The 12,843-nt window shown below is 46.2% G+C and carries 13 protein-coding genes, 1 tRNA gene and 2 pseudogenes; 3 read left to right on the top strand and 13 right to left on the bottom strand.

Annotation, left to right across the window (positions count from 1 at the left end; genetic code table 11):
* Window positions 1-206: 206 nt before the first annotated feature.
* Both JGK14_RS08150 and JGK14_RS08145 read right to left on the bottom strand, forming a co-directional pair.
* On the bottom strand, window positions 207-1,523 hold the full coding sequence (locus JGK14_RS08150) for a homoserine dehydrogenase (protein ID WP_293191318.1): 1,317 nt from the start codon (window positions 1,521-1,523) through the stop codon (window positions 207-209).
* Between the two features lie 276 nt (window positions 1,524-1,799).
* A complete protein-coding gene (locus JGK14_RS08145) occupies window positions 1,800-2,000 on the bottom strand; it encodes a hypothetical protein (RefSeq protein ID WP_293191316.1) in 201 nt (66 codons plus the stop codon).
* Window positions 2,001-2,169: 169 nt separating this feature from the next.
* Between JGK14_RS08145 and JGK14_RS34020 the strand changes: the two are divergent.
* Window positions 2,170-2,389 (top strand): annotated as a pseudogene (locus JGK14_RS34020) (DUF4277 domain-containing protein); the annotation flags it as partial.
* A gap of 438 nt (window positions 2,390-2,827) precedes the next feature.
* Here the strand turns inward: JGK14_RS34020 and JGK14_RS08135 are convergent.
* The 3 genes and pseudogenes from JGK14_RS08135 to JGK14_RS08125 form a co-directional block, all read right to left on the bottom strand.
* The gene (locus JGK14_RS08135; protein WP_325314947.1) at window positions 2,828-3,259 is read right to left on the bottom strand and encodes a CAAD domain-containing protein; all 432 of its coding nucleotides are present in this window, start codon (window positions 3,257-3,259) and stop codon (window positions 2,828-2,830) included.
* A gap of 498 nt (window positions 3,260-3,757) precedes the next feature.
* Window positions 3,758-5,179, bottom strand: a pseudogene (gene gltX, locus JGK14_RS08130) (glutamate--tRNA ligase); the annotation flags it as partial.
* A gap of 474 nt (window positions 5,180-5,653) precedes the next feature.
* Window positions 5,654-6,865 (bottom strand): RNA-guided endonuclease InsQ/TnpB family protein, encoded by a 1,212-nt coding sequence (locus JGK14_RS08125; RefSeq protein ID WP_293223654.1) that lies wholly within the window; start codon window positions 6,863-6,865, stop codon window positions 5,654-5,656.
* Between the two features lie 198 nt (window positions 6,866-7,063).
* On the opposite strand from JGK14_RS08125, the gene JGK14_RS08120 reads away from it, so the two are divergent.
* Window positions 7,064-7,546, top strand: a complete 483-nt coding sequence (locus JGK14_RS08120; protein ID WP_293179508.1) for a thiol-disulfide oxidoreductase DCC family protein — start codon at window positions 7,064-7,066, stop codon at window positions 7,544-7,546.
* A gap of 100 nt (window positions 7,547-7,646) precedes the next feature.
* Complete coding sequence (locus tag JGK14_RS08115; RefSeq protein ID WP_293191312.1) at window positions 7,647-7,856, top strand: hypothetical protein; 210 nt, start codon at window positions 7,647-7,649, stop codon at window positions 7,854-7,856.
* A 46-nt stretch (window positions 7,857-7,902) separates the two neighbouring features.
* Here JGK14_RS08115 and JGK14_RS08110 read toward each other — a convergent pair whose 3' ends face one another.
* The 8 genes from JGK14_RS08110 to JGK14_RS08075 form a co-directional block, all read right to left on the bottom strand.
* Complete coding sequence (locus JGK14_RS08110; protein ID WP_325314937.1) at window positions 7,903-8,562, bottom strand: Uma2 family endonuclease; 660 nt, start codon at window positions 8,560-8,562, stop codon at window positions 7,903-7,905.
* Window positions 8,563-8,620: 58 nt separating this feature from the next.
* A tRNA-OTHER gene (locus JGK14_RS08105) sits at window positions 8,621-8,706 on the bottom strand.
* Between the two features lie 37 nt (window positions 8,707-8,743).
* A complete protein-coding gene (locus JGK14_RS08100) occupies window positions 8,744-9,406 on the bottom strand; it encodes a hypothetical protein (protein WP_293213901.1) in 663 nt (220 codons plus the stop codon).
* Window positions 9,407-9,529: 123 nt separating this feature from the next.
* On the bottom strand, window positions 9,530-9,703 hold the full coding sequence (locus JGK14_RS08095) for a hypothetical protein (protein ID WP_293213903.1): 174 nt from the start codon (window positions 9,701-9,703) through the stop codon (window positions 9,530-9,532).
* A gap of 15 nt (window positions 9,704-9,718) precedes the next feature.
* The gene (locus tag JGK14_RS08090; RefSeq protein WP_293213905.1) at window positions 9,719-11,347 is read right to left on the bottom strand and encodes a hypothetical protein; all 1,629 of its coding nucleotides are present in this window, start codon (window positions 11,345-11,347) and stop codon (window positions 9,719-9,721) included.
* Window positions 11,334-11,795 carry a hypothetical protein gene (locus JGK14_RS08085; protein WP_293231759.1) on the bottom strand — a complete coding sequence of 154 codons (462 nt, stop codon included), beginning with the start codon at window positions 11,793-11,795 and terminating at the stop codon, window positions 11,334-11,336. Before JGK14_RS08085 ends, JGK14_RS08090 begins: the two co-directional genes overlap by 14 nt.
* A complete protein-coding gene (locus JGK14_RS08080) occupies window positions 11,776-11,976 on the bottom strand; it encodes a hypothetical protein (protein WP_293179486.1) in 201 nt (66 codons plus the stop codon). Before JGK14_RS08080 ends, JGK14_RS08085 begins: the two co-directional genes overlap by 20 nt.
* A complete protein-coding gene (locus JGK14_RS08075) occupies window positions 11,973-12,644 on the bottom strand; it encodes a hypothetical protein (RefSeq protein ID WP_293269409.1) in 672 nt (223 codons plus the stop codon). Before JGK14_RS08075 ends, JGK14_RS08080 begins: the two co-directional genes overlap by 4 nt.
* Between the last annotated feature and the right edge of the window lie 199 nt (window positions 12,645-12,843).

Raw genomic sequence — 12,843 nt, 5'->3', positions numbered from 1 at the left:
AGGACTTTAGTCCTCAGGAAAAGAATGACTAAAGTCCTCACTACTAATACCAATTTAATGTGAAGTTGCACATATCTCGATCCCCCTAAATCCCCCTTAAGAAGGGGGACTTTGATCGGAATCTTGTCCCCCCCTTATTAAGGGGGGCTAGGGGGGATCGGATTCTATGCAACCTCATAAAAAATTGGCATAACCTTGTGCAATTCTTACAAAACTCGCAACGTGCTCGCAATACTATCGACTGCTTCCATCGCGCGAATTTCATCGAGTGCTTGTTGGAAATTACCTTCCCGAACATCGTGAGTCACGACAACAATTTCTGCTAAATCGCCGTGAATTCCCGTCTGCACAATGGACTCCAAACTAACTTGGTGGTTACCGAAACAAGTGCCGAGTTTGCCAATAACCCCGGGCGTATCCCGCGTCAGAAAACGCGCGTAAAACCGAGTCACAAGTTCCTGCATTTCTGCTATTTTGCAGTAGTGTTGGTGAGTGCAACTCAGCAAAGGATGGGGAATCGGCACAGTTTCGGTTTTCAGGATAGCAGCCACATTCAAAATGTCGGATACTACCGCGCTGGCTGTGGGCCCAGCCCCCGCACCGCGCCCGTAGAGCATCAATTGCCCGATCGCATCTCCTTCAACTAAAATTGCATTGTAAACGCCGTTCACACTAGCCAGCGGATGAGCTTTCGGCACAAAAGTAGGATGCACCCGAATCGAGAGGAGTTCCCCTTCTGCATCCCCATTATGCTCGGAAATTTTGCTAGTTTCTTGAGCAATAGCCAGCAATTTGATCGTAAATCCCAGCTTGTCGGCGTAGTCAATATCAGCCGCGCTAACTTGCCTGATACCTTCGCAGTGAATATCTGCTAAATTGATGCGTCCGCCAAAAGCTAACGAAGCTAAAATAGCAATTTTATCAGCAGCATCCCATCCATCCACATCTGCTGTAGGGTCAGCTTCAGCATAACCTAATTGCTGAGCGTCCGCGAGGACTTCGGCAAAGTCTGCACCTTCTGTCTGCATCCGCGTCAGGATGTAATTAGTTGTGCCGTTAACGATGCCGGTGACACTTTTGATGCGGTTTGCACCTAAAGATTGTTTGAGGGTTTGAATGACCGGAATGCCGCCGCCCACCGCAGCTTCTAGCATTACATAAACGCCTTTTGCGTTAGCAGCGTCGAAGATTTCATTACCGTAGCGGGCGATAACTGCTTTGTTGGCGGTGACTACGTGCTTCCCGTTGTCGATCGCTTTCAGAATGAGCGATCGCGCCGGTTCCAATCCGCCAATCAGTTCTACTACAATATCAATTTCCGGGTCAGTCGCGATCGCCTCTAGGTCAGTTGTCAGCACATTTTCTGGCAATTGTAAAGACCGAGTTCGAGAAATATCGCGCACTCCCACCCGATAGATTTCCAATTCCTGCAACAGCGGATGGCGCCCATCTGGGGAGAGCAAAATCTCTGCTGTTCCCGCGCCAACCGTACCCAAACCTAGCAAACCAATTTTGAAAGCCACGACTTTGACCCGTAGAAAATCACTTAATCTACAATCATTGTATGATAACCAGGCATTCATAGAATACCCACAGGCTCGACTTCTTTAAAAAATCAGACTCTATATCAGATCGCGTCCAATCAATCATTCCTAATAAAAACGGTTCGTAGTGAGGAATTTAGTCCTTTAATTATGAGGACTAAAGTCCTCACTACGAACCAATATGATTGTGATTGCTATCTTCAGAAAAGAGCTGACCAATTAATCCAGACGTTACATCAGACTTTGCATTGCAATTTAAAGTGCTGTATCCAGGTCTACCTCCAATTCTCGAAGCCACTGTTTCAATCTTTCTACGTGCTGCCTTTCTGCATTAACTTGCTGTTCTAGTTGCTGATTTTGCTGTTCGAGTTGCTGTAGATGTGCTTCTTCTGCTCGAATTAAATCTTCTACTATAGCAATCTTTGCAGGAGTCGTAATTTTTTTACCCCACCCCAACCCTCAGAGCGAGTTCGGGGAGGGAGTAAGAAATTTACAAATGATTTAGGATTGCTATAGACCAATACGGTTTACTTAAGATGCTACTTCGAGAGGAACGAAGCAATCTCCGTATCTATTTTTCATAGGTTTTACCCCCAGGGCGGTCTTAAGTAAACGGTATTGTGCTATGGACGAGATGGAATTAGTAGAAGAATTCAACTTTCATAGTAGGAATAAGAACCCAAGAACTTCTGAACCCAGGACAAGTCATGAAAGCAATGATTTTGAATAAATTAGGATTTTTAAGTGCACCATTATACATATTCGATAAATTTTTAGTAGGAAAAGCAACATCACATCTAATCGGAAAGAGAATATTGCCCGAACATCTAAGGAATGAAAATTTAATAACCTAGGCGACTATCCCCCCTTCGTCCTTACTGGAACAAAAATCGGGAAGCAAAGTTGCTTAAGTTATTCAGTTTTCATTCCCCAAACAGCGACGCACCAGACAATTCATAACGGGGATGAATAACCAGAATTTGGTATGAAACGATAGTTAAGCAAACAAGACAAACAGTTGTTTTGTTTACGAGTCTGCTCGCTATGGCTGGTGCGTCGCTGTCAGATTTTGGGTTTGTATTGAGGGATTTTTCTTTCTTCGACGCACCCTACGGCTACCTTCTATCTTCTACCTTCTACCTTCTACCTTCTACCTTCTACCTTCTACCTTCCATCCGTTACACAATCCGTTGCCGAACTTCCTTCATTAAAAAACCCGACACTGACAACATATTTAAACTTGTCAGTATCGGGTACAAAATCAACAAATTACCAACAAAAATTTAGGACTTTTTGCCAAAAACTTGTTCTTTCAAAGCTTGAATTTCTTGACCTAATTGTTGGCGGTTGGAAGAGCGCAGCAAATAGCGGTAGATAAACCAGGCGGTGTATCCGATACCAATTAGCTCGAATGTGGGTGCTAGCAGGGGGATGTCGTTGAGTTCGTCTACAATGCCCAAAAGCACTTTCAAAGAAACAATCGAGGCTAATATGACACCGACAACTGTCAAGGGACTTTTGTACTGCTCGTAAAAGCTGCCGATGTAAGCAGGAAACTCCGACAAAATTGAAATAATTTGTTCTTTGATCTGCTGTGTCTGATTTGGTTCTTCGGTAATGATGACTTTTGTGCTACCGCTCGAACTGTCTGCTTCATTTTCAGCAGGAATTTCGGTGATGATAACGGTTGTTTCTGGTTCGTTTGATGAAGTCATTTCTCCACTCGCAATAGTTTTTTGCTGATTGGCGGCAGGTATTTCAACTGCTGCTGCGGCTGTTTCAACTGCCGAAATATCGACTGCTGAAACCTCCGTTCCGACTGTTGAAACAGCCGGTGTTTCGACTGCTGTAACTTCCGCTGCTGGTTCAAGAGTCGGCGTTTCGACTGCTGTAACTTCCGCTGCTGGTTCAAGAGTCGGCGTTTCGACTGCTGTAACTTCCGCTGCTGGTTCCAGAGTCGGTGTTTCGACTGCTGTAACCTCTGCTGCTGGTTCTACCAAAGGCGTTTCGACTGTTTCAAGAGTCGGTGTTTCGACTGCTGTAACCTCTGCTGCTGATAGCTCAACCGCCTGTGTTTCGACTGTTGAAACCTCGACTGCTGGCTGTTCCCGCTCGGAAATTTCGGCGGGAGTTTCGGCTTTGGGTTGTTCTAGGCTAGGAGTTTCGGCCGCAACACCAACTGCCGGCAAATTCAAGTTGCTAATGGCATCAAGCAAGCGGGTTTTAGCCGTCCCCCGCTGGTGAAGGATTACCCAAGATTCTATCAGGTCGGGGCCGTGCATTGCACCTGTCAGAGCGGCTCTGAGCGATCGCATAATCAGCCCTTTGTTAAGATTTTTCTCTTTACTGAGCTTTTTAGTGATTTTCTGAGCTTCTGCTGCTATTAGGGTGGGATGACTTTCCAGAGCTTCTTGAACTGCTTGTAAAGCCTGTGCAGCGCCTGATTGCTGCAACTGTGCGAGTGCTTCTTCTTCGTATTCCAAAGTTGGCAAGAAGAACAACTTGCACATACCGACAGCATCGGTTAAGCGAACGAGACTCGGTCCGATTAAAGCAGCTATTTGTTCGAGCCAAGGGCGATCGGCCTTAGAATCAAACTCATAACCGGCTTTCTGCCAATAAGGTATCAGCAAATCTGTCAATTGCGGCACAGGCATCTTGTGCAGGTATTGACCGTTAAGCCAATTGAGTTTATCCCAATCAAATTTTGCACCGGCTTTGTTGACTCGATCGAATGTAAAGACTGCCGCAGCTTCGGACAATGTAAATATTTCTTGCGTAGAATCCGGCGCCGTCCAACCCAGCAAAGTCATGTAATTGACTAAAGCTTCGGGGATGTAACCCATATCTTTGAAGTCAGAAATCGAGGTAACGCCGTCGCGTTTAGAAAGTTTTTGCCCTTGCGCGTTTAAAATCAGCGGTGTGTGGGCAAATTCTGGGATTGTCGCGCCCAAAGCTTCGTAAAGCAATATTTGTTTCGGAGTATTCCCGATGTGATCTTCGCCGCGGATGACGTGGGTGATGGCCATGTCGATGTCGTCGGCGACTACGGCGAGGTTGTAGAGGGGCTGGCCGATGAGGCCGCCGCTGGATGCGCGGGCGATTACCATATCGCCGCCGAGGTCGCTACCTTTCCAGGTTACGGTGTCGCGCACCATGTCGTTCCACGCGATCGTGCGATCGTCATCAATGATAAACCGAATCACAGCTTGCCGCCCTTCTGCTTCAAAAGCTGCGCGCTGTTCCTCCGTCAGGTGGCGGTGGCGGTTGTCGTAGCGGGGGGCCTGTTTGTTGGCTTTTTGTGCTTCCCGCATCTCGTCAAGTTCTGCTGACGTGGTGTAGCAGCGGTAAGCGAGTCCTTTGTCGAGAAGGGTTTGGACTGTTTGGCGGTAGATTTCCAGACGCTGGGACTGAAAACTCGGGCCTTCGTCCCAGTTCATACCCAGCCAGGTGAGTCCTTCGAGGATGTTGTCGGTGTATTCGCTTTTAGAACGTTCTACGTCTGTGTCTTCTACCCGCAGGATGAATGTTCCGCCTTGGTTGCGGGCAAACAGCCAGTTAAATACGGCGGTTCTGGCGGTACCGATGTGGAGGTTTCCGGTGGGACTGGGGGCTAGACGGACTCTGACGTTCATTTATCTTTTTGCTTTTAGATTGGGGGCAATTTACTGGTTGGGGGATTTGCTGTGGCTGTGACTACAAATTTTATTATATTTTGTTGCCGCCTTAAAAATTGTGTTTGCCAGTTGGTTTGCCTGGAATTGCTCGATAAATAGGCTAATTAGCGATCGGGCGAAAGTCTCGGGCTTTTTGAGCAGACGGCATCTTGACGATATTAGCATTGTCGGCGCCCAAGACTGGATTGACCTTTGGGCCTATTTTTTAAAGCAGGAATAACTGCGGCAGGGATGCGGTCGGCGCGCCCGATAATTATTAATTCTTTTGACACTCCCCACCGATGAATCGGGGGGATTCTTCTCTCAAAGGCACTTAGGAATGAAAATTTAATAACTTACACTTTGATGATTGTTGTGGGATGGGCGTCCCGCCCGTCCTTTCTGCACGGGCTCTCCCCCCCATCCCACAAATTTGCTTAAGTTATTTAATTTCTATTCCTTATCTAGCCCGATATTCCTATGGACTCCCGACAGTACGCCTCCCGAAGCAATTTGACTCACGGGCTGTCCAACCGCAAGGATACCTCGATTTCTAATCACCTGTGCTGCTGCTACATCTCTGTGGGTCGTATACCCACATTCAGGGCAAGAATGAACCCTGACATCTAGGCTTTTCTTACCAGTCAAGGTTCCACAATTAGGGCAGGTTTGACTGGTATAGTTCTTGTCTACTTGGGCAAAATACACCCCACGCTTCCAGCACACATGAGACAGGATGGAAAAAAATTGACCATAAGCTGCATCTAAAGTATGTTTACCAAACAACCCCTTAGCCCAAGCCTTAAAATTGATATTTTCAACAAATATCATGGACGCTTGGTCGCACAGCCGATGAGCTAATTTATAATGCCAATCCTTTCGAGTATCGCTAATTCTTTGATAAATTTGAGCAATTTTTCTTTGAAGCTTTAGCCAGTTATTAGACCCTTTTCTCTTATGCTTTAATCTTCGTTGCAGTAATTTCAACTCGCGGTGAAGTGCATTAAAGAATCTCGGTCGATTTACCAATTCTCCATCAGAGGTTGCCAAGTATTTATCTAGTCCGATATCCACACCTAGATGATGTCCCGACGGGAGAATGTCCGGTATATTTACCGCTAACCGATAAGTCAGCATTACAAAATAACCAGAAGCCTTTTTAACTACTCTAATTTGCGCCAGGAGAAAACCCTCTGGTACAGGCCTAGACATCTTCAACCTGACCCAACCAATTTTTGGCAGATTAACCCGTCCATTCTCCACTGCTGCATCTTTGACAGCCGGAAACACAAACGAGCGCAGCCTTTTTTTAAAGCGTGGAAAACCATGTCCTCGATCCCACATTGCCACAAATGCCGATTCTAACACCTTTAATGTTTGCTGCAACACTTGCGAATGCGGAACCTTTAATTCGGAATAAATCTTCTTAGCTCTTGCTAGATTTTTACACTGACTAGCATAGGTAGGTCTAGGTGTGTCTGGTGAGATGATATATTCACCAACTATCGAACAAGCATTAACAGGAGACTTGCGAGAATTTACCCAATCCTTCCGTTCTCTCAAGGCATAGTTATATACCTGACGACAAACGTTTAACCAAGTCTCAAATATTTCGACTTGGTGTTTATTAGGTCGAAGTTTGTACTCGTGAGTTACTGTTAACATGAATCTATGATATCATTTTTTGATAAAATAAGCGTGCTAGTTTATAAATTTGACTGCGAGAAACAGCCTGGTAATCGTTTCTCTTGCGACTCAAGTCTGGGCCGCGTTCATCCCCATGCCTGAGCCTGAAGTCAGCGGCTTTCCGCTCGTCTTCAGGTAAAATGTTTGTGTGCGATCGCCATTAAAATAAATTTCCCTATGTCTACTGCTAAAACTGAATTTCCCGAATCTGTTGAAATTAAGCCATCTTGGCAGATTGAGCTTTTGTACGACGGTGAATGTCCGCTGTGCGTGCGGGAGGTCAATTTCTTGAAAAAGCGGGACGCGGGCCGAGGTTTGGTGTCGTTTGTGGATATTGCGGAGGATGACTACAACCCCCAAGCCCACGGCGGAATCGACTACGAAACGGCGATGGGCCGGATTCACGCGGTGTTACCCGACGGTACGGCAATTAAAAATGTTGAGGTATTTCGGCGGATCTACGAGATTTTGGGGATTGGTTGGGTCTATGCTGTGACTAAGTTGCCGATTGTTGGGGCGATCGCGAATTGGCTGTACGGAATTTGGGCTGATTGGCGGCTGCCTTTGACGGGAAGACCGGACTTAGCAAGTATTATGAGCGATCGAACTGCGCGGATCGAGTGCGAAATTGAAGGTCGCTGTCGGGCAAAGTTGGAATAGAGTTAAATTGAGTAAGTGCGATCGACCGATTTGCAGATTTCAACAGAAACAAACTGCAACTAAGATTAAAGATTGATTGCTACTAAAAGCAGGGGGAAAAATGGAAGACGCAGGATATACAGTCTTCATGGGCTTCGGTGGTCTTTGGGTACTCATGGGAATTGTCGCTGTGACTTTCCTGTTCAAATCGGACGGTCAAAAACTTAAGTTTGGTAAATGGGGACTGCTAGTGGCTATTCCGATCCTAGTGCCGATCGCCCTGGTTTTGACATATCAGATATTCCGACCCTTTATTATCCCACACCTTTGAGTCGATCGTCCGTGGGAGAAAGGAATTAGTTAAATTAAGTTAAGTATTATTCATTTTCGGGCGATCGCAACTGCTCCCTCACCCATACTCGCAAAGCGTCAATTATAGTCATATCATCCTCCGTCTCGGCCATCTGCAAAAATTGAGTGATTATTTCTGAAGAAACAATCGGAAAAGTGGCACTACATTCACAGATTACATATTCTCCGTTCTGAAATTGAAAAAATTGTACAGTCTCTCCGAGATATCTCCAAATTTCAGGAACTCCCAGGTTTTTGTAAATACTAAAGCGATTAGTATATGGACTGGTAAGATCGACTTCAATGATTAAATCTGGTGGCGGGTCAATTGATAAGTTAATTTTTCTGCCACGAATGCGATCGACATTTTGGATATAAAAACAGGAATCTGGTTCGGCACCTTGTTTTAAATCTTCACGATTGAGAGTTGTCGAACCAAATCCCTTACGTTTCAACTTTAATTCATCGCTTAAAGTAGTCACAAACTGTTTTAGCAAACAATTAACAGTTTCATGCAAATCTGATGGCATGATAATTTCTAATACTTCTTGAAAATATGAAAACCGCGAAGACCTGTTGTCTCCAGCTTCTGCTAACAAGCTTTGGTAAGTCTGCCAACTGATACTAGATAGTACCACCCGTTGTGTGGTTTTTTCTGGAGAGGGATGAATGAGCGTCGCAGTCATGTTTGCCTCCTGCTTAATCCAGAAAAAAGTTTATTACAACCCTAAACTTTCGAGAGAACGGGACAGACGGGGCTCGAACCCGCAACTTCCGCCGTGACAGGGCGACACTTCCAGATCAAGTGTTCGCCTGCTTTCAACTGTCCCTGCACAACAAAAAATCTATCTCACCCTGACCGAAAAGTCAAGAGTCAAGAAAAAATATTTCAACGTCGTGCTTATTTGCTCCACCCAGTACCGCTGCATAGGGGTCATTCGGTGGCTCGTGACGAATCGGCATCGGGGTACCCCACCACTCAGCATCCTCAAAAAGCTCAGGACGTTTGTCGTAGTAATCCCGCCAGCAATCTGGATACCATTCCCAAGCTTTCCAAAAGCCATGAGGAATGATCGATCGTTCTACCACATACCCATCTAGATCCGAGCAACGAGGTCTCTCAAACCAGCTCCATTGAATTTCGCAAGGTGACGCCCAGCCGTGCTCCCACATGGTGAAAAAAGTATAGTCAAAATCATAACCAGGGGCAACAGGGACTTCAACACGAACTCCATCAAAAGGTAAATCAATAGCGGGGGCAAAACCTTCTTCGTCTGATACACCAACCCTAATATATTTAACAATGCGATTCTCATTTCCATTGTCGTAAGAAAACATATCCAAGTACACAGGCAACTCAACTGCCTGAATTTGATCATCCCTACACCACCCAAAAACTCGATCCTCGTCTTGATAAAGGGAACCTTTTTGGAATCGCAATTTAAGCCATGCAGGCAACTCCTCAAATTCTTTCAGAATTCCAGGAACCAACATTAAATCTGTTGCAGACGCATCATTCAGCAATCTCATAATCATTGTTTTGGCTGAACTCCTTGAACCCCTCGTCGTGACCGGGTTCAAATATCTTTGGATACCCCATTTCAACTTTCGCTCAAACATAAAGAAACAAGGAGCGACCTTGCAATTACGCTGTTAATTTAAGTCAATATCTTCATCAAGCTCATCAAAATCTGGGTCATCCTTGGAATAAGCCCAAGCATGATCACAAGCATTACAGGTGTAAAATCCATAATCTTTGTCGAACTTAATATCCACCGATCCACATTGCGGGCATTGAATATCTTTTGTCAACGACCCTTCTTCCATTTGTTATTTGCCTCCCTAAATAACTACGGATTGATAGTGATTTCTAGCAGACTCGTAGCGCTTATCGCTACCAGATTTAGCAACCCCCCATATCGCCAAAATAGCAGCATTCTGAGATAGTCCGCTACGCTTACAGGCAACCACCACCGCACGCACTTCGGGGGTCAATGACTGCGTTGGATCAGGAAACTCCCAATTTTCCGGAATCGGGTTGACTGCGTTGTATTTCCGGTGCAGCAAGGATTCCAGGTGGTGAATAGGTTGGTGGAGAGGCGGTGGAGAGGTGGTGGAGACTGGTGGAATCTCCACCACTGACTCAGTGGGATAATCTGTAGCAAATGATTCGAGAAATATTTCGCAATCCCCAAAATGATCCACATCGTCAATCAGCGATCGTGCATCAGGAATAGAAACATCAATTGGTACAGAATTGGGTGATTTAAGTTTGCCTTGCCCCGAAGGCTTCCACCCGTCTTCAGAGTCCTTATCTGGTACGGCGGTCAGCAACAAGGTAATAGCACCGGACTGTTTAAACAATTCCGACAAATTTTTCGCCTTGAACATTGCCTGAGTATCAGTCTGAGCTGTAACAAGAGGAAAAACCTTTCCCTTCCTGGCCGCTATAAAAAGCTTTAGCCAAAAAGTTTGCAAGATATTTTCAACCTCAGTAGGCGGCAAGATTAAAGCCAAAAGAGGCTGCCACTCACCTATCTCCTCAAGGAGTAAGGTGATAGGAAAATGATGGTAAGTTCCCTCATCATCATTCTGATATTCATCGTATCGCTTGGATAAAATCTCAAGAATTTTATTCAAGCCATCCAGCAAGCTTTTCGCCCGTTCCTTGTCACCCAAACCAATACCGTAAATCTTCGTCCCTTTGATGAGGAATTTTTCAATTCCTCGGTACATTGATTTACGCTTGTGGGAGTTTATAATTATCAATCGATGTCCTCGACTGATGCGACAACGAATCAACGCGCTCGTTAGAGTAGTCTTTCCCGATCCAGGGGTTCCAATAAGCTTCAAAAACCCTGCAAAAACTGCGCTACTGATTTGGCTTTTCAGCAAAGATTGAGTCAGGGAATCACCGGGTTCGATCGCACTTTTAACTTGTTCTCCGACATCAATTTTGTCACCTGGATTTGTAATGTCATCCAGTGTTCCCGGCTTACCGTGAGGTAACGCTGGCTGGGATGGCACTGGAGTAAATCCGATCGCCTCCTTGAATTTTTGCTGAAGCTGCAAAGTAAAAAGATCGATATCTGCCTGCGCCTCAAGTTGTAATTTTTTGAGGCGAACCCCTGCACCGATTTCGGCCGTTGTCTGATTTTCTTTTTGCTGGATATCGTCGCTGGCAACCTGTCCAGCCCAAAATAGCCGCTGTTCGCGTTCGTCACTGCCAGCGAAGTGTAGAGCAGCCCCAAAGCTAGCGAAGCTAGCTAACCCACCAAGCAGCCGAATCAAGCCGGAAGCGCCCTCAGTTTTGACAATCTTGCTATCGGGCTGGACTAACCAGTGAGGATAAGTTCGCTTGCCAAGTTTGGTGCGAATCGTTAGTTGGGTGTCAACCGGAAGGCTTGCGCCGGCAAGAACAAAGCCAGCGCAACCAGCAAGCAGAGCAAGTGAAATCTTAAGTCGAGACATTGCGACCTCCCCACAGCCACGCCACAAGGACACACACCATCAACAACCCAACCACGATCGACCCCCCGTACAAAGAGAGGAAGTCACCAACAGCACCAAAGATTGCCAAAATTGCATCCCACTCACCAGCCGCAGAGCCGAGAGCGATCGCGGTGGCAGCCGCCTGATATCCAGGACGATCGTCGTCCGCGCCAAAAAGAGCCTCCTTGCCAACCACCGCGGTCGCAATTATTCGGATAGCAAAACTGCCAAACGACAACCAGGGAATCATTCTAAAAATAAGTACCGCGGATGCAGTGCCACTGGCTATCAAGCCAAAATGAGCTACTCTGTAAGCATTCCGAGAAAATGCGATCCGCTTTTCTCCCGGCTCGGCAACTTGTGGTTTCGGTTGCTGAGCCTCCCAGTCCTCGTAAGCTGCGTACCCTTCAAGAGTTCCGTCCATCATCTTGCTCCAATACTTTTTTAGCTAAATCCATGCCGTCGTTGCCACCGCACCACCGTCGGCGTTTAATGTGTCCAAAACAACTGACATTTGACCAGTTATTTGGGTCAGCGTAAGCTTCCAAGACTCTGCGATAAGCCTCAAGCTTTTCGCGATCGCGATCTCTAAAAAATGGAAACTTCATACTTTAAACCATCCAGCCAAAGATTTAGAAATCGAGCCAAACAAGCCGCCACCCAAAGTTTTTTGGCCTCCAGAAGTAGTGGTTTCGCCTTTCCAGTAAGCTTCTTGCTGCTGGCGGGCGATCGCCTCTTGATTTTTGGCATCCGCACTGGCTTTAAGCTGTGGTTCTAAGGCGGCCGACTGAGTTTTAAAGCCAGCTTGGAGAAACTTGATATCAATGCCGTAGCGATCGGCTATCAAGCCGATTTCTCCGCCTGTCTTCGCTTGCGCGAATCCCATGTCGGCAGCAAATTGAGCCTCGGTTTTGAGTACAGAAAGCCTTGCTTGCTCCTTGCGGTAAAGTACCGCAGCCTTATATTTGGCTCCCCCTTCAATGCCCTTGGCAACAAGCCCCGTTATTTTTTCATCTGTATCAAATCCGTATTCAAGAAGCTCCAGCGCAAGCTCTTCGATCCTTTTGATGCAATCCAAAATCGCCTTTTGATTCGCAACATAAATCTTTGAGCGTCGGGCTTGCTGCTGCCACTTCTTCTTATTAACCGAACTTTCGTGAACTTCTTCATCCGTGCAATTCGCTACCTTGGCGAGACCGATATCGCCTAAGTTTTGTCGGATAACCGGCGACATAGGATTGTAACCGACAACCCGAGAGATACCACTTGTAATCATTTCTGTCCCTCGATTGGTTTTACTTCCGTGCTTCTTTCTCTTTCGTATTCCTTTCTCTCTTTTGTCGCTATCTCACCTTCGGGCTCGTAAGAAACAGACCAACTATCTACTTCGCCTCTATCCGCTAAAGATCGGAAGCTCGCGTTGCCTATCTGCTCGACAACACCAGCGGGCAATAGATCCAATATTTTTCCGAACA

The sequence above is a fragment of the Microcoleus sp. PH2017_28_MFU_U_A genome (assembly GCF_020738035.1).
Taxonomy (GTDB): domain Bacteria; phylum Cyanobacteriota; class Cyanobacteriia; order Cyanobacteriales; family Microcoleaceae; genus Microcoleus.
The sequence above is the reverse complement of the archived record's forward strand: the minus strand, read 5'-3'. Positions and strand labels throughout refer to the sequence as shown.

What these genes read in the sequence shown, in the direction of transcription:
- JGK14_RS08135 (WP_325314947.1), bottom strand. Translation starts at nt 3,259, where the DNA reads ATGACTTCATCAAACGAACCAGAAACAACCGTTATCATCACCGAAATT.
- JGK14_RS08125 (WP_293223654.1), bottom strand. Translation starts at nt 6,865, where the DNA reads ATGTTAACAGTAACTCACGAGTACAAACTTCGACCTAATAAACACCAA.
- JGK14_RS08120 (WP_293179508.1), top strand. Translation starts at nt 7,064, where the DNA reads ATGTCTACTGCTAAAACTGAATTTCCCGAATCTGTTGAAATTAAGCCA.
- JGK14_RS08115 (WP_293191312.1), top strand. Translation starts at nt 7,647, where the DNA reads ATGGAAGACGCAGGATATACAGTCTTCATGGGCTTCGGTGGTCTTTGG.
- JGK14_RS08110 (WP_325314937.1), bottom strand. Translation starts at nt 8,562, where the DNA reads ATGACTGCGACGCTCATTCATCCCTCTCCAGAAAAAACCACACAACGG.
- JGK14_RS08100 (WP_293213901.1), bottom strand. Translation starts at nt 9,406, where the DNA reads ATGAGATTGCTGAATGATGCGTCTGCAACAGATTTAATGTTGGTTCCT.
- JGK14_RS08095 (WP_293213903.1), bottom strand. Translation starts at nt 9,703, where the DNA reads ATGGAAGAAGGGTCGTTGACAAAAGATATTCAATGCCCGCAATGTGGA.
- JGK14_RS08090 (WP_293213905.1), bottom strand. Translation starts at nt 11,347, where the DNA reads ATGTCTCGACTTAAGATTTCACTTGCTCTGCTTGCTGGTTGCGCTGGC.
- JGK14_RS08085 (WP_293231759.1), bottom strand. Translation starts at nt 11,795, where the DNA reads ATGATGGACGGAACTCTTGAAGGGTACGCAGCTTACGAGGACTGGGAG.
- JGK14_RS08080 (WP_293179486.1), bottom strand. Translation starts at nt 11,976, where the DNA reads ATGAAGTTTCCATTTTTTAGAGATCGCGATCGCGAAAAGCTTGAGGCT.
- JGK14_RS08075 (WP_293269409.1), bottom strand. Translation starts at nt 12,644, where the DNA reads ATGATTACAAGTGGTATCTCTCGGGTTGTCGGTTACAATCCTATGTCG.